This is a genomic window from Streptomyces sp. NPDC107522 (assembly GCF_055657525.1).
This window is the reverse complement of sequence record NZ_JBVKAU010000011.1, coordinates 116,154-139,919: the sequence shown is the minus strand read 5'-3', so window position 1 is coordinate 139,919 and position 23,766 is coordinate 116,154. Positions and strand designations below refer to the sequence as shown.

The following is a 23,766-nucleotide window of genomic DNA, read 5'->3' as shown; positions in this document are numbered from 1 at the left end:
GCGCCGTGGGCGGGCGGGCCTCCTGAGTGCTTGGCGTGGGCCCGCACACCGGCTGGTGTGGTCGTTGCCATGGGCTTCCTTCTCTTACGGGCTCTACAGGCTCTACTGGCTCTGCTGGCTCTTACTGGGTGATCGCGGGTGTACGGCAGTCGTCGAAGCTGGCCCTCAGCCGGGCCATGAGCCGGGTGAGCTGGGCGACCTCGTCGTCGGTCCAGTCGCTCAGCCGCTCGGCGAGCAGGTGCGTGGTCCGCCGGGACATCTCCCGGACCCGCTCCTCCCCCGCCGGGGTGAGGCGCAGGATGCGGCTGCGTTTGTCCGCCGGGTCGGGGGAGCGCTCGATCCAGCCGCGCTCGGCGACGTGGGCGACATGGCGGCTGGTGACCGACATGTCCACGGCGAGCAGCTCGGCGAGCCTGCTCATGCGCATCTCCCCGTGGCGGGCCAGCAACGTCAGTACGGCGGCGGAACCGGCGGGGCAGTCGGACGGCAGCGTCCGTCCCATCTCCCGCTTCACGGCGCCGAAGGCGCTGAACTGGCGGACCAGCTCCTCGTACTGCGCCTGCTCGGCCATCACACCTCCCGTATTTGTTGCTTAGGGCAACCATAGGGGAGTTTGGTTGCTACAGGCAAATAAATCGGGATGGGTTCGCCGCAAAAACTTGGCAAAGGCAAGTATTGCGACCGTAAATGTGCAGGTGGGGTGGGTCCTGTGGCCCGCTGTGCAGGGCCGGAGCCCCCACTTGGGCCGAACCGGCGGATTCGCTAGGGTCTCAGGCCATGGCTAACACCCACGGCCCCCAGGGCAACCACGACCCCGCAGGCAGCACCCAGATGTTCCGCGCGTTCGTCGACGAGGGCCCGCAGGGCGGTCGGCAGCAGGCGTCCTCGGGCCCCCGCGTCGGCCTGATCGTCGGCGTGATCGCCGCGGTGGCGATCGTGGCGGCGGTGGCCTACCTGGCGTTCATGTAGGCCCTACGCCATGTAGGCCCTACGGCCATGTAGGCCCTACGGCCCTTACTCCCACCGGACGGTGACGTCCCGCGTCTCGATGTGCATGCCCAGCGGCACGCGCCAGGCGTCGACGCACACCGTCCAGGTCTTTTCCTTGCGTGCCCCGGCCGCGATCGGCGTTGGGAGCTGCTCCGTCGACTCGATCGTCGCCCAGTCGATGCCGAGCGCGCCGATGACGTGGGTGCCGAAGGTGACGGTGCCCGAACGCACGGCTGTGCCGCCGGAGTTGTGGAAGGCCAGCGTCACCTTCTCGCACCAGCGCTGGTCGGTGGGCTTCCGTGTCGGGTCGCTCACGGTGAGCTTCGCGGGCGCGTCGGCGGGAGCGTCGGGTGTCTCGGGTGCCGGGGGCCTGGGTGAACCGCTCGACGGGGCGGTGGGGTCGGTCGGCGTGGCCGCGGGTTCGGGGGTGCCGCCCGATGGTCGCGCGGAGTGCTCTGTTCCTGCCGGAGAAGGTGTCACCGTCACCTGACTCCCGTTTCGCCCGGGGGAGTTGCCGGCGCCGCCATCCCTGTCGCCCGCGCTGCCGCCCCCGCCCGTCGGCGCGTCGAGCGGCACCAGCGTCACCTTGCCCGTCGGCAGGTTCGCCGTATCGGAGACCCTCGCCGGCCCGCCCGCCGCCCCGGTCGCGACGTACCCGTCACCGTCCCCGCCGCCCCCGCACGCGGCCACCACTCCGCCCAGGCAGACGACGGCCGCCGACGCGCCGATCAGGGCGCACCGACGGCCATGTGTCCATGTCGTCCATGTGGTCCACGGTGGCCGAAGCATCCGGCCATGGTGGCTGACACCCCGTCAATTATGAAGGGGCCGGAAGGGATCAGTCGGAGATGAGGCCTTCGCGCAGCTGCGCCAGGGTCCGGGTCAGCAGCCGGGAGACGTGCATCTGGGAGATGCCGACCTCCTCGCCGATCTGCGACTGGGTCATGTTGGCGAAGAAGCGCAGCATGATGATCCGCCGCTCGCGGGGCGGGAGTTTGGCCAGCAGCGGCTTGAGGGACTCGCGGTACTCGACGCCCTCGAGGGCGGTGTCCTCATAGCCGAGCCGGTCGGCCAGGGAGCCCTCGCCGCCGTCGTCCTCCGGGGCCGGGGAGTCCAGCGAGGAGGCGGTGTAGGCGTTGCCGACCGCGAGGCCGTCGACGACGTCCTCCTCGGACACGCCCAGTACGGTGGCGAGTTCGGTGACCGTCGGCGAGCGGTCCAGCTTCTGGGAGAGCTCGTCGCTGGCCTTGGTGAGCGCGAGACGCAGCTCCTGGAGGCGGCGCGGGACGCGCACCGACCAGGACGTGTCGCGGAAGAAGCGCTTGATCTCGCCCACGACCGTCGGCATCGCGAACGTCGGGAACTCCACGCCCCGTTCGCAGTCGAAGCGGTCGATCGCCTTGATCAGGCCGATGGTGCCGACCTGGACGATGTCCTCCATCGGCTCGTTGCGCGAGCGGAAGCGGGCTGCCGCGTAGCGCACGAGCGGGAGGTTGAGCTCGATCAGGGTGTCCCGGACGTAGGCACGCTCGGGGCTGTTCTCGTCCAGGGCGGCGAGCCGCAGGAACAGGGAGCGGGACAGGGTGCGGGTGTCGATGTTCGCCGAGGCCGGCAGAGCCGGGACGTCAGCGGCCGGCAGGGCCGGGGCCGGGATGGCCTCAAGGGCCGAAACGTCGTCGAGCGCGGCGTCGGGCGCGGACTCGCTCTTCGTGAGCGTGAGCACCTTCGAGCTGCCCTGGTCTGCGGACATGCCACCCCCTTTGGGTCGCGGGACGGTCGCGGCGAACGCTCCGATCGAGGAACGCCAGCCTTCACCTGAATACCGGAGCCGAAGCCACGGCAAACGCGCTTCCCGAAGAATGTCACATGTCGGCAACACGCTGTAGTGACATGTCGACATGTGAGACCCGAATCCGCCCTGGATAAAGGGGGTCTGACGGTTTTTCAACGCAGAACTGTCGGGATCCGCCCTGGTGAGCGATTCGCTCGCGACGGTTACCGGTCGATCCTGTTTGCGGTTACGCGTCGATCCGGTTCGCCGAACGCAGCCGCTGGAAGCTACGCGCGAGTAGCCTCGAAACGTGCATCTGGGAGACCCCGAGTTCGGCACTGATTTGCGACTGGGTGAGGTTGCTGTAGTAGCGCAGCAGAAGGATTCTCTGTTCACGTTCGGGGAGCTGCACCAGCAGGTGCCGGACGAGGTCCCGGTGCTCGACGCCGTCCAGGGCGGGGTCCTCGTAGCCGAGCCGGTCCAGCAGCCCGGGCAGCCCGTCGCCCTCCTGCGCGGCCTCCAGCGAGGTGGCGTGGTACGACCGTCCGGCCTCGATGCAGGACAGCACCTCGTCCTCGGTGATGCGCAGCCGCTCGGCGATCTCGGCGGTGGTGGGGGTGCGGCCGTAGGCGGTGGTCAGGTCCTCGGTCGCGCTGTTGACCTGGACCCACAGCTCGTGCAGCCGGCGCGGTACGTGGACCGTGCGGACGTTGTCGCGGAAGTACCGCTTGATCTCGCCGACCACCGTCGGCATCGCGAACGTCGGGAACTGCACGCCCCGGTCGGGGTCGAAGCGGTCGATGGCGTTGATGAGCCCGATGGTGCCGACCTGGATCACGTCCTCCATCGGCTCGTTGCGGGAGCGAAAGCGGGCGGCCGCATAGCGCACGAGCGGGAGGTTGGCCTCGATGAGCGCCCCGCGCACGCGGTTGTGCTCCGGCGTGCCCGGCTTCAGCTGCTTGAGCTCACCGAAGAGCACCTGGGTGAGCGCACGGGTGTCGGCACCGCGGCTGCGGGGCGGTGCGGATACGGGAGGGTCCTCCTGACCGGGGGTTTGCGGGGTGGGGGCTTGGGGGCTCGGGGCTTGAGGCGCAGTACTGGCCGGCACGGTCAACTCCACCTCGTGATCCATCAACTCATCGGTCAAAAGCGGTCATAGCATCACAAGACAGTTCATTGTGTTCAAGCACCGCATAATTCCGTGTTGGGGATGGATCGGTGCGCAAGACACGCGAAAGCCCCCCGCCGTTACGGCGGAGGGCTGCGGGGAGATCCGGGTGGATCCCGGCGGATGCGGGGTGCCGCGGCTCAGTATTCGTAGTCCGCGATCACCCAGGTGGCGAACTCCCGCCACAGGGTGACGCCCGCCTGGTGTTCGGGGTGCTCCGCGTACGCGCGCAGGGCGGCGGTGTCGTCGAAGGCGGAGTTGATGGCGAAGTCGTAGGCGATGGGGCGGTCGCTGATGTTCCAGCCCAGCTCCCAGTGCCGGATCTCCGGGATCTTGCCCTCCAGCGAGCGGAAGGCCTCGACGCCCTCCACGACCCGCGGGTCGTCGCGCTCGACGCCCTCGTTGAGCTTGAAGAGGACGAGGTGGCGGATCATGGGCACTCCCAGGAGGTACGGCGGAGGTACGGCCTACTCGGCCCCGTCGGCGAGCCAGGTGAAGAACTCGCCTATGGCCTTGGCGGCGTCCGATATGCCCTCGAAGCCTATCTGGACGTAGTCGGCGGCCTTGGCCGGGTCCGTGATGATCACGTAGAGCACGAAGACCACGAGCACATAGATGGCGGCCTTCTTCGAATTCACCGCCATCGCGGCCTCCCCAGTCACTTTCGTCCCAACGACCGCACATGATCGCACGAAGGGCCCCGTCTTTCGACGGGGCCCTTCGGGAGAGCGGTAGCGGAGGGATTTGAACCCTCGGTGACTTGCGCCACACTCGCTTTCGAGGCGAGCTCCTTCGGCCGCTCGGACACGCTACCGAGGGAGACCTTACAGCACGGTGGGGCCTGCTCTGAAATCGGTATTCGGGGCCCGTCACCGAGCCCGGAAGAAGTCCGTGAGGAGACGGGCGCATTCCTGGGCGAGCACGCCCTCGATCACCTCGGGACGGTGGTTGAGCCGCCGGTCGCGTACGACGTCCCAGAGGGAGCCCGCGGCGCCGGCCTTCTCGTCCCGGGCGCCGTAGACGACCCGGTCCACGCGGGACTGCACGATGGCGCCCGCGCACATGGTGCAGGGCTCCAGCGTGACGACGAGCGTGCAGCCCGACAACCGCCACTCCCCTGCCTTCGCGGCGGCCCTGCGGATCGCGAGCACTTCGGCGTGGGCGGTCGGATCACCGGTCGCCTCACGCTCGTTGTGGCCGACGCCGAGCACGGTCGTCCCGTCCGCGGACAGCACGACGGCGCCGACGGGGACGTCCCCGCCCCGGACGGCCAGTTCGGCCTCGTCCAGGGCGAGCCGCATCGCGGCCCGCCAGCGATCGCGTACGGGGTCGGGCACCTCGGGCACCTCGTCGGGTGCCGACCCCCTTTCGAACGAGGTCAGCGGACGGTCTCCAGCACCTCCGAGGCACCCAGCGCCTCGGCGATCGCGTTGAGCGCGTCGTCGGCGTCCAGGGCCTTCAGCTCCTTCTCGCTGACGCCGAGGTCGTCGAGGATCTCGCTGTCGCCGACGGGGCTGTGCGGGACCGCCTCGGCGGCGGCGCCGCCGTCCTCGTCGTCGGAGTCGCCGTCCGGCTCCTCCGTGCCGTCGAGGTCGAGGGCGTCCAGGTCGGGGCCGTCGTCGCCGGGCTCCCGGCCGAGCAGTTCGTCGGTGAGCAGGATCTCGCCGTAGCTGCTGCGGGCAGCGGCGGCGGCGTCCGAGACGTAGATACGAGGGTCGTCCTCGCCGTCGACGCGGACGACGCCGAACCACGCGTCCTCCTGCTCGATGAGTACGAGCACCGTGTCCTCGTCGGTCGAGGCCTCCCGGGCCAGGTCGGCCAGATCCGACAGGGTCTCCACATCGTCGAGCTCTGTGTCGCTCGCTTCCCACCCGTCTTCGGTGCGCGCGAGCAGTGCGGCGAAGTACACCGTGACTCTCCCACTGGTCATAGGCGTGCCGGTTGGGCTTCCCCCCGGCGGAGGTTGCGGGCGGGGAGGCTCGGGGTCCGAGGCCCACCCACTCGGAATCGTGGCAGAAACAAGGCGTTCAGGGGACGTCTTCGGCTCCCTGTGTCCGGCAGTTTTGATCGCGTTGGCCCGCGGAGTTCCGCGAGCACGTCCCTGAAGGACTCCAGCACACTCGTTGCCGCCACGTGCGGATCGTACGCGGCTTTCCAGGTGTCCACGCACGCCCACCGCTCAGGCGCCCCCGAGAGCCGCGGATCTTCCGCCGCGGCTCGCTCTACCAGCGGAACGTTCGCATGCGCATCGCGTGCCGCAGGCGGGCCGCCTTGGCGCGGCGCGGCTGGACGCGGTCACGGAGTTCGCGGGCCTCGGCGAGCTCCCGCAGGAACTGGGCGCGGCGACGGCGGCGCGCGGCGTCGGTCTCCTCCTGCGTGTCCCGCGTGTCCCGCGGGGGACCCGCCGTGGGATCTGCTGGGGACTCAGGTTCAGGCATAGGCTCACCACCCCCGGTACGTCCCTCCCACTTTCCCTCCGACGGGCGGTTTGATGCCAGCGCTCGGGTGATGCATCGGCCTCGGGTGCATGAGTGACGCGTTGGCCTTGGGCGTCCCCGCGCGCGGCACGCCGGGTGCCCCCGGCCCGGTTACTGTTGTGGACATGCGTCTCCACGTCGTCGACCACCCCCTGGTCGCCCACAAGCTCACCACGCTGCGCGACCAGCGCACCGACTCCGCGACCTTCCGCCGGCTCGCCGACGAACTGGTCACTCTGCTCGCCTACGAGGCCACGCGGGACGTGCGCACGGAGGCGATCGACATCGAGACTCCGGTCGCCCGCACCACCGGCGTCAAGCTGTCCCGTCCCCGCCCGCTGGTCGTCCCGATCCTGCGCGCCGGCCTCGGCATGCTCGACGGCATGGTCCGGCTGCTGCCGACCGCCGAGGTGGGCTTCCTGGGCATGATCCGCAACGAGGAGACGCTCGAGGCCTCCACGTACGCCACGCGCATGCCGGAGGACCTCTCCGGGCGCCAGGTGTACGTCCTGGACCCGATGCTCGCGACGGGCGGGACGCTGGTCGCGGCGATCCAGGAGCTCATCAAGAGGGGCGCCGACGATGTCACGGCCGTGGTGCTGCTGGCCGCGCCCGAGGGTGTCGAGCTGATGGAGCGGGAGCTGGCGGGGACGCCGGTGACGGTGGTGACGGCCGCGGTGGACGACCATCTGAATGAGCACGGGTACATCGTGCCGGGGCTGGGGGATGCGGGGGATCGGCTTTACGGCGCCGCTGAGTAAGGGCGGCTTCATGGCGCCTTGGCGCCGTAAGGGGTGCGGTTCTGTAGCGGCTTGCCTGTTCGTTGTGGCTGGTCGCGCAGTTCCCCGCGCCCCTTCAGGGCGTTGTTCAGCAGCCTTGTTGTGAGGCGTCGGGCGTCGGCTTCGGGTTGGTCAGTGCGGCCAGCGCCTTGTCGGCGTCCGCCTTCTTCGTCAGCGTCTTGAAGGCATTGCCGAGGATCAGATCGACCTCGCTGCCCTTGCGGGACGCATCCGTGCGGGGTTCGGCCGCCGTGAGCTGCGTGGCCAGGACGGGCAGCGAAGTGTTCTCGGACGAGGTCGGGCCGAGAAGTATCCCGGTGCCCTTGACCTTCTTGTCGAACTTCTCGGTCGCGTTGCCCACGTCACCGATCTTGAAGCCCCGCTTCTTCAGCTCGTCCGCCGTCTGCTTGGCGAGCCCGCTGCGGGTGGTGGCGTTGAAGACGTTGACGGTGATCCCGCCCGGCTTCGGCAGGGGCACCCCGGCGGTGGCCGAGGGAGTCGCGCCGGTCGAGCAGTCGGACTTCGGGCCGACTGCCGAAGCCTTTCTGCCGTTGCCGGTGAAGACGTCGATGAGCTGCAGCGTGCCCCAGCCCATCATGCCGAGTACGGCGACGGAGGCGACGGCCATGACGACGAGCCTGCCGCGTCGCCGGGGCCGGCGCATTCGCGGGTACTTGTTCCCCCGAATTCGGTACTCGCCGCCCATGCCCGGGGGAGTCAGCATGCTCATGGGGCGCAGCGTAGTGCGCCCGAGCGGCGATGCCTACTAGATGATCATTCGATGCCGCTCAGTCCAACCCAAAAGGGGCAACAGGTTGACGTGCCGGGCGCGGCCCGGGGTCAGTCCAGTTCCAGGACTCTCGCGTGCAGCACCTGACGCTGCTGCAGCGCCGCGCGCACCGCGCGGTGCAGGCCGTCCTCCAGATACAGGTCGCCCTGCCACTTCACGACGTGCGCGAAGAGGTCGCCGTAGAACGTCGAGTCCTCGGCGAGCAGGGTTTCCAGATCGAGCTGGCCCTTGGTCGTCACGAGCTGATCGAGGCGGACCGGGCGCGGCGCGACGTCCGCCCACTGCCGGGTGCTTTCCCGGCCGTGGTCGGGGTACGGCCGGCCGTTTCCGATGCGCTTGAAGATCACACGGAAAGCCTACCGGTCCAGACGTTCCGGGCGCAGCCATGGCGACGGAGTGTAGCGATGGAAAAAGTGTTGCAAACCGGTGTGAAGCGGCGAGGCGTGAGGGAACCGTGGCCGGATCGGAAGCCGGAACGGGCGCGGACGGAAGCCGGTTGACCCGAAAGGGGGCCGCGTCTTCTTCGTGACGCACGCTGGGCTGTTCGGGCGATATGCACAGGCTGTGGACGGGGCCTGGCCGGAGTGCGATCGGGGGGCGGCGGAGGCTGTGGCTCCGGGGTGGGAGTCGTGCCTCCGCCGCGCCGGTGTCAGCCGCGCTCCCGCTTCTTCGGGGGCTGCTGCGGCTTCTCCTGCTTCATCTGCGGCTTCGGTGTGTTGCGTACGGCCTCCGCGCGCAGCAGGGCACGCAGGACCGCGTAGTGGTCGGTGGGCATGGCTGTGCTCCTTGTGTCGTGCTGACTGACCTCGTTGCGGGGGTCTGTCAGCAGCGCAGGACCACAGTGCGCAGGATGTCCGGGACGTACGGCGGCCGCGGCGGCGCGCAGTGGGGGTGGCACACCGGGGCGCCGGGCGCCGGCTTCGGCACGGGCGCGGGACGCAGCCGTGCGGGGCTGCGCCGGTCGGTGCGGGCCGGGGGCCGCAGAACCGTGTCCAGGACGTCCTGCTCGGCGACCTCGGTGGAGACCTCGGCCACGGCGGGCAGGGCGTGCGCCTGGGCGTGCGCGCCCGGCACCAGGAGGGCGAGCAGCAGCACGAGGATCCGCAGCCAGGTACGGCTGCGCGGGAGGCTTCGCGCGGTGCTCACGGGAGGTCATCTCCCCGGTGGCCGTGCCATGGTCATCGCTTCGGGCCGGAGATCCGCCCGCTCGGCGTACCGGGGCGCGGCGCGTGTCACAGCTCGTGCGGGACCTGGCGGGCCCGTTCCCGCATCCGGAACCCGGTGACGATCTCCACGGCGCCGACCGCCACGAGCCACCAGCCGCCGAGCAGGGTGAGTACGGTGACCGACTCGATCGGGGCGTCGATCAGCACGATTCCGCCGACGGTGGTGACTACGCCGAGGAAGATCTGCCAGCCGCGGGCCGGCATGGACCGGTCGGAGGCGGCGGCCAGGGTCTGGGTGATGCCGCGGAACAGCCAGCCGATGCCGATCCACAGGGCGAGCAGCAGGATCGACTGCATCGGGCGGCGGAAGCAGAACAGGCCGAGGAGGACCGACAGGGCGCCGCTGATGAAGGCCAGGACACGCAGGGACGTCGTCCTGTGCGTGCCGAAGGCGGCGACCAGTTGGAAGACGCCGCTGATCAGGAGGTAGAGGCCGAACAGGACACCGGAGACGAAGAGCGAGGCGTCCGGCCACACCAGGATCAGGATGCCCAGGACCAGGGAGCCGACGCCGGTGAGCAGGACGACCTGCCAGGCGGCGCGGGACAGTGCGTGCAGGGGGCCCTCGAGGGGAGGCTCGGGCTCGTGGGACACGCCTGGCCCGGGGGGATGGCCGGAGTGGACCCGGCGGTCGTCGTAGTCCCGGCCCCAGGGAGAGCCGGTCGGTGCCTCGCTCATGGTCCATGCTTGGACCGCGCGTGATGGCACCGCCATTCGGGGCGGGCCACTTGAATGACGGTTGCGGCTGGGTGGGGGTGCGCGTGGCCGATGCCTGCGGCGCCTGTGCGGCCTCGGTGGGGGTGCGCGTAGCGCCTGCGGGTCGGTGGGTGGGTCGGGGCCGCGCCGGGGGGTGTCCGTCCTCGGACCGGCGGCCGGGGCCGGACAGGGAGGTGCCGTTCCTTGACGCCGGCCACTGCGGGCGGACACGCCCCGACACGTCCCCTTCCCGCCGTACGCGACCGCAGGCCCGTGGGGGTACGCGCCATCGCTGCGTGGCCGCAGCAGCGTGCCTGGCTGCGGGCCCTGCGGGGGTAAGCGCCAGCGCCGCGCGCCTGCGGCTGCGTGCCTAGCTGCGGGCCGCCCCCGACCCCGCCGCGGTCCGCGTTGCCTGCGTAGCTGCGTGCCGTCACGCCGGTCCTGCCGCAGCCTGCGCAGCTGTGGCCGTCATGCCGACGTAGGTGCGGGCAGTCGCGCCGCTGGGGTGGCTGCCGACCCACAGAGGCGGCACCCCGTCAGCGCCGGGCTGCGCGACCCGCCCCCGGCCAGGCCCCAAGCCGACGGCACCTGGTGGTGCGCTTCTACTTGCGGGACGCCTTTGCCGCTGCCTTCATCTCCTGTTTGTGGGCGCGGACCTTGGCCAGGGACTCGGGGCCGGTGATGTCGGCGACGGAGCGGAAGGACTTCGGTTCGCCGTAGGAGCCCGCGGCCTCCTGCCAGCCCCTGGGGCGTACGCCCAGCTGCTTGCCGAGCAGGGCGAGGAAGATCTGTGCCTTCTGTTTGCCGAAACCGGGGAGTTCCTCCAGGCGGCGCAGGAGCTCCCGGCCGTCGTCGACGCCCTTCCAGACGCGCTCGGCGTCACCGTCGTAGTGCTCGACGAGGTATTGGCACAGTTGCTGGACGCGCTTGGCCATGGAGCCGGGGTAGCGGTGCACGGCCGGCTTCTCGGAGAGCAGGGACGAGAACGCCTCCGGGTCCTGGGCGGCGATGTCGTGCGCGTCCAGGTCGTCGGCGCCGAGCCGGTCCGCGATCGTACGGGGGCCCTTGAACGCCCACTCCATCGGGACCTGCTGGTCGAGGAGCATCCCGACCAGCGCGGCGAGCGGGCTGCGGCCGAGGAGTGCGTCGGCCTCGGGGTCCTGGGCGAGGTGAAGCGTGACGTCCATGACCCCGATCATGCCTCTGCCCGCGTCACATCTCCACGTGAGGGCTGGTCAGGGCCGCGCCGAAGTAGCCCTTGACGCCCCGGACGGTGATGCCGGCGTTCTTCCCGCACAGGTTGACCGACCCGCTGAGGACCGGTCCGGACGCGGAGCCGCGGGCGACCCAGACGCAGCCGTCGCTGTTCTCGGTGGGCGCTCCGACGACCGTCTCGGCCTTGCCGTCCTTGTTGAGGTCGGCGAGGTGCACGGCGGCGCCGAACTGGTCGCCGGTCTCGACCCCGCCGGGCACCCCGGCCGTGTCCTGGGTGTAGCCGGCCGCCTTGGCGGTGGTCAGGCCGGTGGCGGAGCCGCGCAGCAGGACGGCCGTACCGGCGCCCTCACGGGAGCCGACCGCCTCGTTGGGCGAGCCGACGAGGACGTCGGCGTACCCGTCGGCGTCGACGTCACCGACGGACAGCGACTGGCCGAACATGTCGGTGTACTCGGCGGTGCCGGGGACGCCCGCCGTGTCCTGGTGGAACACCTTGGGCTTCTGGTCGGCGGTGATGCCCTGCGCGCTGCCGTAGAGGACCTGGATCTCGCCGCCCTTGTGGGCGGCGCCGGACGTCCCCGCGAGGGAGTCGTCCTCGGCGATGCCGGTGACCAGGTCGCCGTACCCGTCGCCGTTGACGTCGCCGATCTGTCCGGCGTGGCCGTCGGCGTACGGGAGTTCGGTGGGCCAGGTCTCACTGGGCTCGTCGGGACCGGGCGCGCCCCTGTCGAGGGTCACCGGGCCGCGGATGTCGCCGTCGGTCGGGCCGGCGAGGTAGAAGCGCTCCGCCCTGCCGTCGCCGTTGACGTCGCCCATCACCACGCCGCGGGAGTTCTCCCGCCACTCGATGTAGCGGGAGGCGGCCTGGCCGGTACGGGTGAAGGGGCCGCTGTAGGAGGAGGCCTCGCAGGCCGAGCCGACGCCCACCTCCGGGGCGCCGTCGCCGTTCATGTCGCCGGTGGCCACGGACAGGCCGAACCGGCAGTTGTTCAGGAAGCCCTCGCCGAACCCGCTGGGCGGGGCGATGCTGGCGCCGCCCTTCAGCCCACCGGAGCCGCCCCACACGACGGTCACCGAGCCCCGGCTCAGCTTGTCGCCGATGTCCTCCGACGGGGTGCCGACGATCAGGTCCGCGTACCCGTCGCGGTCGAGGTCGGCGCTGGTCACCGTCGTACCGAAGCGGTCGTCGGCCTCGGGGTCGCCGGGGATGCCCGTGGTCGCCTGGGTGATGACCGTGCGGCGCGTGGTGCTGACCGAGGAGGCCGAGCCGTAGAGCACGACGACCGAACCGGCTGACTCCACCGTGCCGTTGGCGGCGAAGGGCGCGCCGACGGCCAGGTCGCGGTACCCGTCCCCGTTGAAGTCGTCCTGTACGGCGGCCGTGTTCGCGCCCTTGTACGGCGACGCGGCCGAGGACGTCACCGGGGTGAGGCTGACGGCGACGGAGGCGGTGAGCACGGCGGCCGCCGTGACTGCTCTGCGCAACGGGACTCCCAGACTTGAGTAGCGGATGCCCCACTGGACACACGAGCCACGCGAATGGTTGTGCGGTCAGGGCCGCCAGTATCCGAGCGCGTTCACCCGCTGCTTCGGCACGCCCAGCTCCTTGCGCACGTACGACGAGAGCGCCCGGGTCGTCGCCGTGTCACAGGCGATCCAGACGTACGGGTCCGGGCTGCCCTTCAGCAGCTCGGGCAGCTCGGCCCGCACCCGCTCGACCAGCTGGGCCCCGGCCTCCCGGCGCGGCACCGGGCGCGCCTCGGCGGGGACCGGCAGACCGTCCCCGTCGCCCTCGAACCACACCGTCGCCGGCGCCGGGGCCAGCGCCGCCAGCAGGGAGTTGATGGCCGGCAGCGACGCCGGGTCGCCGATCGCGAAGACATGGGAGGGAGACGGGCTCGGCTGCTCGAAGCCCGTGCCGTGGACCGTGGCCTCGATCGTGTCGCCCGGCTTCGCCGCCCGCGCCCAGTCGCTCGCGCAGCCCTCGTGCAGGGCGAACTCCAGGCTGAAGGTGCCGGCCGCCGGGTCCGGGTCGACCAGGGTGTAGGCGCGCTGGTGGGGCTTGCCCGCGTTGTCGAACCACAGGCGGACCCACATCGTGGGGTGGACGCCGGTCGCCGCCAGCATGCCGCCGTCCGTGAAGTGGACCCGGCGGTAGCGCGGGGTGACGTCCTCGGCGTCGGTCACCGTGCACACGAAGTCCTTCGCGCGCAGCAGTTTCAGGACCGCGCCCTCCCAGCCGTGCCCCTGCCCCATGGCGTCTTCACCCTTCGCGTACGATTCCCGCACTCATACCAATTAGTTAGGCAAGGCTAACCTTAAGCCAAGAGGAGACACAGGGTGACCGGCGAGATCTACCGCGATGCCTGGGGCATCCCGCATCTGCGCGCGGGCGGCGCGGTCGAACTCGCCCACCTCCAGGGGCGCGTCACCGCGCACGACCGGGCCTGGCAGCTCGAGGTCGAGCGCCACCGGGCGCGGGGCACCTCGGCGTCCTTCCTCGGACCCGAGGCACTGTCCTGGGACCGGTTCGTCAGACAGGCCCGGCTCGACGACACGGCCAGACGCTGTTACGCCGAGCTGGAGAGACGGGACCCGGAGACGGCCGAGTGGGTGCGGGCGTACGCCGACGGGGTCAACGAAGGGCTGGCCGAGGGGGCGCGGCGTACGCCCGAGTTCGCGCGGACGGGGCTCGCTCCCGGCCGTTGGGAGCCCTGGACTCCCCTGGGCATCTGGCTCTGCATCCACGTCCTCTTCGCCGGCTTCCCGGCCAAGCTCTGGCGCGAGCAGGTCGTCCGGCATCTCGGCGCGGACGCGGTGGGGCTGTTCGCCACCGACGGGCCCGGTACCTCCGGCAGCAACGGCTGGCTGGTGAGCGGGGAGCGGACCGTCACCGGGCACGCGGTCATCGCGGGGGATCCCCACCGGTTCATCGAGGAGCCGGGCGTCTACCAGCAGATCCACCTGTCCTGCCCCGAGTTCGACGTCGTCGGCCTCGCCGTCCCGGGCATCCCGGGCATCGCCCACTTCGGGCACACCGGCACGGTCGCCTGGGCCATCACCAACGCCATGGCCGACTACCAGGACCTGTACCGGGAGCGGTTGCGGCGTACGGGGGCGGGGGTGGAGGCCCTCGGGCCCGACGGGGTGTGGCGGCGCGCGGCGCGGCACACCGAGGTCGTGGAGGTGGCGGGGGAGGAGCCGGTCGAGGTCGAGGTGATCGAGACCGAGCGGGGGCCGGTGATCATCGGGGGGCCGGAGGGGTTGGAGAGTGGGGTGGCGGAGGTGGATGCGGCTGGTGCGAGCGGTGAGGTGGCCGCCCCCGCCGCCCCTACCCGTCCCGTCCCCCAGGGGCTCCGCTCCCTGGACCCCCGGCGGCCCGAAGGGCCTCGTCCTCAGACGCCGGACGGGCTGGTGTCCCTTGCCGTCTCCCTTCGCTATCCGCCGCGCGTCACCGGCGACCTCGGGTTCAGTGCGCTCCTCCCCCTCCTCCGCGCCCGCAGAGTCGCCGACGTCGACCGTGCCGTCGAGCTGTGGGCCGAGCCCGTCAACGTCGTCCAGGCCGCCGACACCGAGGGTGGTCTGCTGCACCGCGTGGCCGGGAAGGTGCCGGTGCGGGCCGAGGCCAACCGGGTGCGGCTCGTGCCCGCCTGGGAGCCGGGGCACGACTGGCAGGGCTGGCACGAGACGCCCCGCGGCGGGCTCACCGACGGCATCGCCGCCATGGCCAACCAGCGCGGGCTGGCCGCCCCGCTCGGCGTCGAGTTCGCCCCGCCCCATCGCGCCGACCGCATCAGGGAACTGCTGGGGGAGAAGGAGCGCTGGGCGGCAACCGACATGCCGGCGATCCACATGGACACCCGACTGGCGTCCGCGGAGCCGCTGTTGGACCTCCTGCGCACGGTCGGCTCACTCACTCCCGAGGCCGACCGCGTCCGGCAGACCCTGCTGGCCTGGGACCGCCGTATGGACGCGGACAGCGAGGCCGCGGCCGTGTACGCGGCGGTGCGTGCGGCGGTCGTACGACGACTCGCCGCACACCCGGCCTTCGCCGCGCTGTCCCCACCGCCCGCCTACCCGGAGGTCCTCCTCCCCTGGCTGGCGCTGCTGCCGCGCGTCGGCTTCGCCCTCGAACACCTCCTGCGCACCGAGGAGTTGTACGGCATCGACCGCGCCGGCACCGTCCGCGCGGCGGTGGAGGACGTGGCCGCCGGGCAGCGCACCGGAACCTGGGGCGACACCCACCGCCTCGCCCCCTGGCGGGCGCTCCCCGACCCGTCGTACGACGCACCCGGCCTCTCCGGCGACCACGACTGCGTCCTGTGCACCTCCGCCGTACCCGGCCTCACCGACCTGAGCGCGCGCGGCCCCGCCGCCCGCTACGTCTGGGACCTGGCCGACCGCGAGGCCAGCCTCTGGGTGGTCCCGCTCGGGGCCTCCGGCATCCCCGGTTCAGCCCACCACCGCGACCAACTCCCCTTGTGGCTCAAGGGAGACCTGGCTCCGGTCGTCACCGATTTCACCCAGCTCGAGAAGGAGTCCGATGTCTGAGCCGGCGATCGTCCGCGAACCCGTCCGCGAAGCCGTTCACGAGCAGGCCCTCGACGGCTTCGGCACCGTCCGTATCCGGCCGCTCGACCCGCAGGCCGACGCCGAGGTCGTGCACGGCTGGGCCGGCGAGGAGCGGGCCTCCTTCTGGGGCATGAACGGCCTGACCAGGGACCAGGTGGCCGACATCTACGCCCACATGGACACCCTCGCCACCCATCACGCCTTCCTGGTCGTCCGGGACGGGGACCCGGTCGGGCTCCTCCAGACGTACGAGCCGGAGGCCGACCGCGTCAGCGAGTGCTACGACGTCCGTCCCGGAGACATCGGCGTTCACCTGCTGCTGGCGCCCGCCGGTCCGGGGGGCGAACGGCCCGGTTGGACGGCCGCGCTCCTGACCGTCATCACGTCGTACGTCTTCCTCACCCTGGACCGGCAGCGGGTCGTCGTCGACCCCGACGTGCGCAACGAGAAGGCCATCGCCCGCTTCTTCAGGCAGGGCTTCACGGCGGGACCGGCGGTCGTGCTGCCGGAGATCGACCTGCCGGAGGTGTACATCCCGCGCAAGGACGCCCAACTCGCCTTCCTGGAGCGGGAGGTAGCCTTCCCGGTGTGACCCCGGAGGACCTCGTCGCGCACTACGAACTGGAGCCGATCCCGCGCGAGGGCGGGCTGTTCCGGCAGACCTGGGCGGGACCGGAGCGCGCCGACGGGCGGCCGGAGGGCTCGGCGATAGTCGTCCTGCTGACCGCGGACGACTTCTCGGCCCTGCACCGCCTGCCGTCCGACGAGGTCTGGCACTACTACCTGGGCGACCCCCTGGAGCTTCTCCTCCTCGCCCCCGACGGCACAGCGCGCACCGCCGTGCTCGGCCCCGGCATCCTGCACGGCCAGCACATCCAGCTCACCGTCCCCGCCGGAACCTGGATGGGCGCGCGGGTGGTGAAGGGCGGATCCTGGACCTTCTTCGGCTGCACGATGGCGCCGGGTTTCACCTACGAAGGCTACGAGCACGGCGTCTTGGCCGAGCTGACGGCGTGCTATCCCGCCGAGGCCGCCCGGATCGCGGCACTGTGCCGCCCATGAGCGGACTCCTCGAAGGACAGGTCGCCCTGGTCACGGGCGCGGGCGGTGGCATCGGGCGGGGGATCGCGACGCGGTTCGCGCAGGAGGGGGCCGCGGTCGTGCTGCATTGCCGTACGGCGGTGGAGGCGGCGGGTGCCGTGGCGTCCCGCATCCGGGGGGCCGGTGGGCGGGCCGTGGTGGTGCGGGGCGATCTGACCGACGAGGACGCGTGCCGGCGGGTGGTGGGGGAGGCCGCCGAGTGGGGTGGCGGACGCCTGACCGCGCTGGTCAACAACGCGGGGGTGCAGCCGACGCAGGAACTGCCGGGTATGACCACGGCGGAGTGGCGGGCGGTAGTGGACGCCAACCTGTCGAGTGTCTTCGCCTGCACACAGGCGGCGGCCGAGATCATGCGGGAGCAGGGCGGGGGCGGCTCGGTGACCCACATCGCCTCCATCGAGGCAACGCGACCGGCACCCCTGCATGCCCACTACTGCGCATCCAAGGCCGCGGTGCTGATGCACGCCCGTTCGGCCGCCCTGGAGTACGGCCCCTTCGGTATCCGCGTCAACACCGTCTCGCCCGGGCTGATCCACCGGGAGGGGCTGGAGGAGGCGTGGCCGGAGGGGGTGCGCAGGTGGGAACGGGCGGCGCCGACGGGGAGGTTGGGGCGGCCGGAGGACGTGGGGGACGCGTGCGTGTTCCTGGCGTCGGGGCTCGCGTCGTGGGTGACGGGACACGATCTGGTGGTGGACGGTGGGGTGTCGGCACGGCCGACGTGGTGAAGGGAGCGGCCGGGGCCTGTCCGGCGGTTCCTGCCGGACAGGCCCCGGTCCCTGGGAGGGCTCAGCGCTTGAGCATGAAGGTGAAGTCGCTGGAGAGCTTGCCGCTCAGCCGGACTGCCGAAACGAGTTTGCCCTTCGTGCTCAGTCTGTCGACCTCGGCCCGTGAAAGACCGCAGCCGTCGGCGATCAGTCGCACCGGCCGGACGGGGATCCGCGCCGCGAAGCGAACCGAGACGTCGATCACCTCGCCGTCCAGGTGATCCGGTCCCCCGGTGTCGAGGCGCCAGGCGTCGTCCCAGTCGAGGGCGATGCGATTACGGCGCCGTACGACCGGGTCCTGGAGCAACTCGGCTGTCAGAGCGAGGTCGTTGTCATGCAGCCGGTCCAGCAGCTCGGGCCGTACGGAGCGCACGTTCATCCGTTCCAGGACCGTGAGCTTCGCGGTTTGCCCGCAAGCGGTACAGAGCACGAGGAGCCAGGCGTCGATGAGCTTGTGGTTCGCGTTGACGCGAAACTTGCCGTCGGCCCGGAAGCGCCCCGACGCGCACGTGTGACAACGGCGACGGACGAGCGGCAGGCAGGTGGGCGTGACCACCCAGTTCTTGAGCACAGAAATACACCGGTTTCAGTGAGAAATCCGCAGCAGAAAGGAGCGCGGCGCACATGCGCGACGCGCGACGAATCAGCGCTCGGGAGGTCTCACACGGTGTACAACGGCACGTCCTTGACTGGGCGACTCGGTCCGGCAGCACGGTAATGGCGGACGGCGGCGCTGCTCCACCGGTTTTCGGCCTGCTCCGCAGCCGCCGTGACGGGTGTCGAGAAGCGCGGGTGAGCGTGGAACGCTTCGCATCCGTACGTAACCGCGAGGCGGCGAGTCCGACGACGGAGATGTGACTGACGTGGGGTGCGATGACCGACGACGACCGCGGTGCGGGACTCGAGGGCGGCGGCGACTTCAACGGCTGGTGCTGCTGGGCACCCTGCTGGTCCTGTTCCTCCTCGGCGGCACAGGCCCCGCGTCGGCCCACGCGGCCCTCCGCGCCACCGACCCCGAGGACGGAGCCCTCCTCAAGTCGGCCCCCCGCCACCTCACGCTGACCTTCACGGAGTCCGTCGGCCTGCTCGACGACTCCTTCCGCGTCCTGGACCCCGACGGCCGCCGTCTGCGCACGGGCGAGCCACAGCACTCCCGGGGCAGCGGTGACACGGCTCGGGTGATGTTGCCCGGGAAGCTCGCCCAGGGCACGTACACCGTTGCCTGGCGGGTGGTGTCGGCCGACAGCCACCCGGTCTCCGGCGCGTTCACCTTCTCCGTCGGCAAACGCACCCTCACCACGGCCACCGTGGACACCGGACCCACCGAGGACCCGGCGACCAAGGGCCTTTACAACATCGCCCGCTACCTGGCCTACCTCGCCGCCACCCTGCTCATCGGCACGGCGGCCTTCATGGCGGTCTGCCGCCCACCGGACGCCCCCCTGCTCACCAGGCTGCTGAGGTCGGGCTGGTGGACCCTCCTCGCCGCCACCCTCGCGCTGCTGGTGCTGCGCGCCCCGTACGAGACGGGTGAGGGGCCCCTTGGATCCCTGGGCATCGAGTCCCTCACCCGCACCCTTACCGGCCGACCGGGCGTGGTCCTGCTGGCGCGGCTGGCCCTGCTGCTGGTGGCCGCCGCCTATTTCGTACGGCTGTCCCGGCGCCGTCAGCCCTACGGCTGGTCCGGCGCCGCCCTCGCCGTCGGCCTCGCCCTGACCTGGGCCGCCGGCGAGCACGCCTCCGCGGGCATCCAGGTGCCCTTGGCGATGACGTCCTCGGCCCTGCACCTGCTGGCCACGGCGGTCTGGCTGGGCGGCCTCACGGCCCTGCTCGGCACTCTGTACCGCGCCCACCTGACCCCGGCCGCGGTCACCCGCTTCTCACGTCTCGCGTTCGCTTCCGTGACCGTCCTGGTCGTCACCGGCGTCTACCAGTCCTGGCGCGGCCTCGGCTCCTGGGACGCGCTCACCGGCACGACGTACGGCAGGCTCCTCACCCTCAAGCTGGCCGCGGTGTGCCTGCTCCTCGGCGCGGCGGCCCTGTCACGCCGCTGGACGGCACGGCTGGCGACGGCCGACGCGGAGACGGCCGTAAGGGAGGCGGAAAGGGTCCCGGAGCCGGTCGGCGGCCCGCCGCTGCCCGAGCCGCCGCGGACCGACGCAGCGCGGACCGACGCAGCGCGGAGCGACGCGGCGCAGGGCGATGCAGCGCAGGCCGACGGGCCGCGGAGCGACGCCCCGCCCGCCCCGGATCCGCAGCGCCGCGCCCTGCGCCGCTCCGTCCTCGCCGAAGTCGCCGTCGGCGCCGCCGTCCTGGCGGTCACCACGATCCTCACCAGCACGCTGCCCGGCCGGGCGGAGGCCGAGGCGGCGGCTCAGGCGCCCGCCGTGGTCGGTGCCTCCGTCACCACCGTCCCCTTCGACGTCGGCACCCCCGGCGGCCGCGGCAAGGTGCAGATCACCCTCGACCCGGGCCGGGTCGGCGACAACTCGATCGAGGCCCTCGTCTACGGCCCCGACGGCGGCGTCTCCATCGTCCCCGAACTGCGGATCTCCTTCACTCTCCCGGCCAAGGACATCGGCCCCCTCGACGCCGGGCTCACCGACAAGGGCGGCTACTGGGGCAACAGCTTCCTCAACCTGCCCATCGCCGGGACCTGGGAGATGAAGGTGACCGTGCGGACGTCGGACGTCGACCAGGTGAGCGAGACCAGGACCGTGGTCGTCCGCTAGGCCGGACACGGCCTGGCGCGGCAGCAGTTCCACGGCCGAGGCGTTGCCGTCCCGTCTCGATTCGATCTTTCCGTCGGTCTTCTCTTCGGTCTGTACCAGTTCGAGATATCGGTCACGTTTCCGAAACGGCGATCGACACCTCTTGACGCATGACCAGACATACGGCTGTTATTGCGCCACTGTGTTCGGTCAAGTTGATTTCTGATCGATTACGACGGACTTCATCGCGCCGCCGCCACGGCCGTCCCTGCCCTCAGGAGCCGCAGATGCACCACACCTCCCCTTCCGGTCTGTCCCTGCCCTCGCCCAGCCGCCGCACCCTGCTGCGCGGCGTGGGCGGCGCCGCCCTGCTCGGCGCCGGGATCCCGCTGCTGAGCGCCTGCGGCGGCAGCGGTTCGGCGAGTGACCCCAAGACCGTCACGGTCGGCTCCAACGCGTCGGACGCGGTGCCGAAGAAGGCGTTCGCCGACATCTACGCGGCGTTCGGGAAGCAGTCCGGGCTCACGGTCGACGTGAACACCAAGGACCACAACACCTTCCAGGAGCAGATCAACTCGTATCTGCAGGGCACGCCGGACGACGTGTTCCACTGGTTCGCCGGGTACCGCATGCAGTTCTTCGCGGCCAAGGGTCTGGCCACGCCGATCGACGACGTGTGGCAGAAGATCAGCGGCAACTTCCCCGAGGCGATGCAGAAGCTGAGCAAGGGCGAGGACGGCAAGTACTACTTCGTGCCGCTGTACACCTACCCGTGGGCGCTCTTCTACCGGAAGAGCGTCTTCGAGGAGAAGGGCTACGAGGTCCCCACCACCTGGGACCAGCTGGTCGCGCTGTGCAAGCAGATGAAGAAGGACGGCCTCGTCCCGATCGCCTTCGGTGACAAGGACGCCTGGCCCGCGATGGGCACCTTCGACCAGATCAACTTCCGTGCCAACGGCTACGACTTCCACGTCGAGCTGATGGCCGGCAAGGCCTCCTGGACCGACGCCAAGGTGCGCAAGGTGTTCGACCTGTGGACCGAGCTCCTGCCCTACCACCAGGACGGCGCCGTCGGCCGCACCTGGCAGGACGCCGCGCAGACGCTGGCGTCGAAGAAGGCCGGCCTGTATCTGCTGGGCACCTTCGTGGGCCAGCAGTTCACCAACGAGGCCGACCGCGAGGACCTCGACTTCTTCGCCTTCCCGGAGATCGACCCGCAGTTCGGCCAGGACACCGTCGAGGCGCCCACCGACGGCTTCATGCTCTCCAAGGCGAAGAAGAACCACTCCGGTGCCGTGAAGCTGCTGGAGTACCTGGGCACTCCGGCCGCGGAGGAGATCTACCTCAAGTCCGACCCGAACGTCGTCGCCGCCTCGACGAAGGCGGACACGTCCTCGTACAGCGCGTTGCAGAAGAAGGCGTTCGAGATGATCTCGGGGGCGAAGAGTCTGACGCAGTTCATGGACCGTGACTCGCGCCCGGACTTCACCTCGACGGTGATGCAGCCGGCGTTGCAGAAGTTCATCCGTGATCCCAAGGGCATCGACGGCATCCTGTCGTCGATCGAGCGTCAGAAGAAGCAGATCTTCGCGTCCGGCTGACCGATATGACTACCGAGATCCCCACCAAGTCCCCGGAGGCGGCCGACGTGCCGCCTTCGGGCGCGACGTCCCCCGCCAGGCGGGCGCAGACGGGCCACCGGCGTCTGCTGACCCGCCGTGACCGGCTCACGCTCGGCCTGATGGCCGGGCTGCCGACGATCCTGCACGTGGCCCTGGTCTGGGTCACCGCGCTCGCCTCGATCCTGCTGGCCTTCACCACCTGGGACGGCATCGGCTTCGACGCCATCCAGTGGGTCGGCCTGGACAACTTCAAGGAGTTGTTCACCAACAACCCGCAGTTCTGGCCGGCCGTCGAGCACAACGTCGTCTGGTTCGTCGTGCTCATCCTCATCCCCACGCCGCTGGGGCTCTTCCTGGCCGTGCAGCTGGACAAGAAGATCCGCTTCAGCCGCGTCTACCAGACCGCGTTCTTCCTGCCCGTCGTGCTCTCCATGGCCGTCATCGGCTTCGTCTGGCAGCTCGTCTACAACCCCGACACCGGCCTGATCAACAGCCTCATCGGCGCCAACGAGCCCGGCAAGTACATCGACTGGATCGGCGACCCGGACCTGAACCTGTGGGCCATCCTGATCGCCGCCTCCTGGCGCCACACCGGCTACATGATGATCCTCTACCTCGCCGGGCTGAAGGGCGTCGACCCCGCGCTGCGCGAGGCCTCCGCCCTGGACGGCGCGAACGAGTGGCAGACGTTCAAGAACGTCATCTTCCCCACCCTGCGCCCCACCAACACGATCGTCCTGGTCGTCACCATCATCGAGGCCCTGCGCGCCTTCGACCTCGTCTTCGTCTTCAACAAGGGCGCCGAGGGCACCGAACTGCTCTCGATCCTGGTCACCAACAACATCATCGGTGAGTCCAGCCGCATCGGATACGGCTCCGCGATCGCCGTGGTCCTGCTGCTGATCTCCCTCGCCGTGATCATCCCCTACCTGATCGCGACCTTCCGGAAGGAGCGGCGCGCATGAGCACCGTGAGCACCGTGAGTGCGCTTGGCAAGCAGCGCACCCCCCTGCGCCCCGCCCGGATCCTGCTGCACCTCTTCCTCGCCGGAGCGGCGCTGGCCTGGCTGGCGCCGCTGCTGTGGGCCGTCTACGCCGCCCTGCGCCCCTACGGCGAGACGAGTGAGAAGGGCTATGTGTCCTGGCCGGACAAGCTGACGTTCGAGAACTTCACGAACGCCTTCACCCAGTCGGACATGACGCACTACTTCACCAACACCCTCATCATCGCCGTCCCCGCGGTGCTGCTGACCCTGTTCCTGTCGTCGATGGTCGCCTTCTACGTCGCCCGCTTCGACTTCCGCGTCAACATCGCCCTGCTGCTGGTCTTCACCGCCGGCAACCTGCTGCCCCAGCAGGTCATCATCACCCCGCTGTACCGCCTGTACCTGCTGGTGGACCTGCCCGGCATCACCATGAGCGGCAAGCTGTACGACTCCGCCCTCGGCCTGGTCCTCATCCACGTGGCGTTCCAGTCCGGGTTCTGCGCCTTCGTGCTGGCCAACTACATGAAGATGCTCCCGCACGAACTGACCGAGGCGGCCCTGGTCGACGGGGCGTCGGTGTGGCGGCTGTACTGGCAGATCACCCTGCCGCTGTGCAAGCCCGCGATGGCCGCCCTGGCGACCCTGCTGTCCATCTGGATCTACAACGACTTCTTCTGGGCCCTCGTGCTGATCTCCACCGGCGAGAACATGCCGATCACCTCGGCGCTGAACAACCTCTCCGGCCAGTACTTCACCGACCCCAACCTGATCGCCGCCGGCGCCCTGATCACCGCCGTCCCGGTCCTGGTCGTGTACTTCCTCCTCCAGCGCCAGTTCGTCAGCGGCCTCACCCTCGGCGCCAACAAGGGCTGACCAGCCCGGACTTCCGAAAGAGAACC

28 protein-coding genes and 1 tRNA gene are annotated in these 23,766 nt (G+C 70.6%); 10 read left to right on the top strand and 19 right to left on the bottom strand.

The features are described from left to right. Positions 1-121: 121 nt before the first annotated feature. Positions 122-571 carry a MarR family winged helix-turn-helix transcriptional regulator gene (locus ACZ7L6_RS30095; protein ID WP_471929256.1) on the bottom strand — a complete coding sequence of 150 codons (450 nt, stop codon included), beginning with the start codon at positions 569-571 and terminating at the stop codon, positions 122-124. A gap of 206 nt (positions 572-777) precedes the next feature. Between ACZ7L6_RS30095 and ACZ7L6_RS30090 the strand changes: the two genes are divergently transcribed. Continuing rightward, positions 778-969 (top strand): hypothetical protein, encoded by a 192-nt coding sequence (locus tag ACZ7L6_RS30090; RefSeq protein WP_433043349.1) that lies wholly within the window; start codon positions 778-780, stop codon positions 967-969. 45 nt (positions 970-1,014) lie between these two features. Here the strand turns inward: ACZ7L6_RS30090 and ACZ7L6_RS30085 are convergent, their stop codons facing one another. The 9 genes from ACZ7L6_RS30085 to ACZ7L6_RS30045 form a co-directional block, all read right to left on the bottom strand. Then, entirely contained in the window at positions 1,015-1,779 is a 765-nt protein-coding gene (locus ACZ7L6_RS30085; protein WP_471929254.1) for a hypothetical protein, read from the bottom strand. Between the two features lie 49 nt (positions 1,780-1,828). Beyond that, positions 1,829-2,740, bottom strand: coding sequence for an RNA polymerase sigma factor SigF (locus ACZ7L6_RS30080; protein WP_471929252.1), 912 nt, complete (start codon positions 2,738-2,740; stop codon positions 1,829-1,831). Positions 2,741-3,008: 268 nt separating this feature from the next. Next, positions 3,009-3,893 carry an RNA polymerase sigma factor SigF gene (locus tag ACZ7L6_RS30075; RefSeq protein WP_471929250.1) on the bottom strand — a complete coding sequence of 295 codons (885 nt, stop codon included), beginning with the start codon at positions 3,891-3,893 and terminating at the stop codon, positions 3,009-3,011. Positions 3,894-4,069: 176 nt separating this feature from the next. After that, positions 4,070-4,363 carry a Dabb family protein gene (locus tag ACZ7L6_RS30070; protein ID WP_471929248.1) on the bottom strand — a complete coding sequence of 98 codons (294 nt, stop codon included), beginning with the start codon at positions 4,361-4,363 and terminating at the stop codon, positions 4,070-4,072. A 33-nt stretch (positions 4,364-4,396) separates the two neighbouring features. Next, positions 4,397-4,573 carry a hypothetical protein gene (locus ACZ7L6_RS30065; RefSeq protein WP_471929246.1) on the bottom strand — a complete coding sequence of 59 codons (177 nt, stop codon included), beginning with the start codon at positions 4,571-4,573 and terminating at the stop codon, positions 4,397-4,399. Positions 4,574-4,658: 85 nt separating this feature from the next. Beyond that, positions 4,659-4,743: transfer RNA gene (locus ACZ7L6_RS30060), tRNA-Ser, on the bottom strand. A gap of 55 nt (positions 4,744-4,798) precedes the next feature. Further along, complete coding sequence (gene tadA / locus ACZ7L6_RS30055; RefSeq protein WP_471929431.1) at positions 4,799-5,230, bottom strand: tRNA adenosine(34) deaminase TadA; 432 nt, start codon at positions 5,228-5,230, stop codon at positions 4,799-4,801. Between the two features lie 77 nt (positions 5,231-5,307). Then, entirely contained in the window at positions 5,308-5,838 is a 531-nt protein-coding gene (locus ACZ7L6_RS30050; RefSeq protein WP_471929429.1) for a tRNA adenosine deaminase-associated protein, read from the bottom strand. A 313-nt stretch (positions 5,839-6,151) separates the two neighbouring features. Then, on the bottom strand, positions 6,152-6,367 hold the full coding sequence (locus ACZ7L6_RS30045) for a hypothetical protein (RefSeq protein ID WP_471929244.1): 216 nt from the start codon (positions 6,365-6,367) through the stop codon (positions 6,152-6,154). A 164-nt stretch (positions 6,368-6,531) separates the two neighbouring features. Here ACZ7L6_RS30045 and upp point away from each other — a divergent pair, with 164 nt between their 5' ends. Then, positions 6,532-7,167 (top strand): uracil phosphoribosyltransferase, encoded by a 636-nt coding sequence (gene upp / locus ACZ7L6_RS30040; protein ID WP_398812124.1) that lies wholly within the window; start codon positions 6,532-6,534, stop codon positions 7,165-7,167. Positions 7,168-7,273: 106 nt separating this feature from the next. Here upp and ACZ7L6_RS30035 read toward each other — a convergent pair whose 3' ends face one another. The 8 genes from ACZ7L6_RS30035 to ACZ7L6_RS30000 all read right to left on the bottom strand — a co-directional run bounded on the left by ACZ7L6_RS30035 (position 7,274) and on the right by ACZ7L6_RS30000 (position 13,368). Then, entirely contained in the window at positions 7,274-7,915 is a 642-nt protein-coding gene (locus ACZ7L6_RS30035; protein WP_471929242.1) for a LytR C-terminal domain-containing protein, read from the bottom strand. 110 nt (positions 7,916-8,025) lie between these two features. Then, a complete protein-coding gene (locus tag ACZ7L6_RS30030) occupies positions 8,026-8,322 on the bottom strand; it encodes a type II toxin-antitoxin system VapB family antitoxin (protein ID WP_003999914.1) in 297 nt (98 codons plus the stop codon). Between the two features lie 302 nt (positions 8,323-8,624). After that, complete coding sequence (locus ACZ7L6_RS30025) at positions 8,625-8,750, bottom strand: hypothetical protein (protein WP_471929240.1); 126 nt, start codon at positions 8,748-8,750, stop codon at positions 8,625-8,627. Positions 8,751-8,797: 47 nt separating this feature from the next. Continuing rightward, positions 8,798-9,121, bottom strand: a complete 324-nt coding sequence (locus ACZ7L6_RS30020; protein WP_471929238.1) for a hypothetical protein — start codon at positions 9,119-9,121, stop codon at positions 8,798-8,800. Positions 9,122-9,207: 86 nt separating this feature from the next. After that, the gene (locus ACZ7L6_RS30015) at positions 9,208-9,879 is read right to left on the bottom strand and encodes an HdeD family acid-resistance protein (protein ID WP_471929236.1); all 672 of its coding nucleotides are present in this window, start codon (positions 9,877-9,879) and stop codon (positions 9,208-9,210) included. 620 nt (positions 9,880-10,499) lie between these two features. After that, positions 10,500-11,084 (bottom strand): HhH-GPD-type base excision DNA repair protein, encoded by a 585-nt coding sequence (locus ACZ7L6_RS30010; RefSeq protein WP_471929234.1) that lies wholly within the window; start codon positions 11,082-11,084, stop codon positions 10,500-10,502. 25 nt (positions 11,085-11,109) lie between these two features. Continuing rightward, a complete protein-coding gene (locus ACZ7L6_RS30005; RefSeq protein WP_471929232.1) occupies positions 11,110-12,597 on the bottom strand; it encodes a hypothetical protein in 1,488 nt (495 codons plus the stop codon). Between the two features lie 66 nt (positions 12,598-12,663). Continuing rightward, a complete protein-coding gene (locus ACZ7L6_RS30000) occupies positions 12,664-13,368 on the bottom strand; it encodes a siderophore-interacting protein (protein ID WP_471929230.1) in 705 nt (234 codons plus the stop codon). Positions 13,369-13,452: 84 nt separating this feature from the next. Between ACZ7L6_RS30000 and ACZ7L6_RS29995 the strand changes: the two genes are divergently transcribed. From ACZ7L6_RS29995 to ACZ7L6_RS29980, 4 genes are read left to right on the top strand one after another with little or no spacing between them, the layout of a single operon-like run. Then, positions 13,453-15,663 carry a penicillin acylase family protein gene (locus ACZ7L6_RS29995; RefSeq protein WP_471929228.1) on the top strand — a complete coding sequence of 737 codons (2,211 nt, stop codon included), beginning with the start codon at positions 13,453-13,455 and terminating at the stop codon, positions 15,661-15,663. Next, a complete protein-coding gene (locus ACZ7L6_RS29990; protein ID WP_471929226.1) occupies positions 15,656-16,276 on the top strand; it encodes a GNAT family N-acetyltransferase in 621 nt (206 codons plus the stop codon). Before ACZ7L6_RS29995 ends, ACZ7L6_RS29990 begins: the two co-directional genes overlap by 8 nt. Further along, the gene (locus ACZ7L6_RS29985) at positions 16,273-16,746 is read left to right on the top strand and encodes a cupin domain-containing protein (protein WP_471929224.1); all 474 of its coding nucleotides are present in this window, start codon (positions 16,273-16,275) and stop codon (positions 16,744-16,746) included. The genes ACZ7L6_RS29990 and ACZ7L6_RS29985 overlap by 4 nt, the downstream gene beginning before the upstream one ends. Continuing rightward, positions 16,743-17,510, top strand: coding sequence for an SDR family NAD(P)-dependent oxidoreductase (locus ACZ7L6_RS29980; RefSeq protein ID WP_471929222.1), 768 nt, complete (start codon positions 16,743-16,745; stop codon positions 17,508-17,510). The genes ACZ7L6_RS29985 and ACZ7L6_RS29980 overlap by 4 nt, the downstream gene beginning before the upstream one ends. A gap of 61 nt (positions 17,511-17,571) precedes the next feature. On the opposite strand, the gene ACZ7L6_RS29975 is transcribed toward ACZ7L6_RS29980, so the two are convergent. Then, a complete protein-coding gene (locus tag ACZ7L6_RS29975) occupies positions 17,572-18,120 on the bottom strand; it encodes a DUF1062 domain-containing protein (protein WP_471929220.1) in 549 nt (182 codons plus the stop codon). Positions 18,121-18,478: 358 nt separating this feature from the next. Here ACZ7L6_RS29975 and ACZ7L6_RS29970 point away from each other — a divergent pair, with 358 nt between their 5' ends. The 4 genes from ACZ7L6_RS29970 (at position 18,479) to ACZ7L6_RS29955 (ending at position 23,740) form a co-directional block, all read left to right on the top strand. Then, on the top strand, positions 18,479-20,281 hold the full coding sequence (locus tag ACZ7L6_RS29970) for a copper resistance CopC/CopD family protein (RefSeq protein ID WP_471929218.1): 1,803 nt from the start codon (positions 18,479-18,481) through the stop codon (positions 20,279-20,281). A 266-nt stretch (positions 20,282-20,547) separates the two neighbouring features. Further along, positions 20,548-21,861, top strand: a complete 1,314-nt coding sequence (locus ACZ7L6_RS29965) for an ABC transporter substrate-binding protein (protein ID WP_471929216.1) — start codon at positions 20,548-20,550, stop codon at positions 21,859-21,861. 5 nt (positions 21,862-21,866) lie between these two features. After that, positions 21,867-22,847 (top strand): carbohydrate ABC transporter permease, encoded by a 981-nt coding sequence (locus tag ACZ7L6_RS29960; RefSeq protein WP_471929214.1) that lies wholly within the window; start codon positions 21,867-21,869, stop codon positions 22,845-22,847. Further along, positions 22,844-23,740 (top strand): carbohydrate ABC transporter permease, encoded by an 897-nt coding sequence (locus tag ACZ7L6_RS29955; protein ID WP_471929212.1) that lies wholly within the window; start codon positions 22,844-22,846, stop codon positions 23,738-23,740. Before ACZ7L6_RS29960 ends, ACZ7L6_RS29955 begins: the two co-directional genes overlap by 4 nt. The last annotated feature ends 26 nt before the right edge of the window (positions 23,741-23,766 follow it).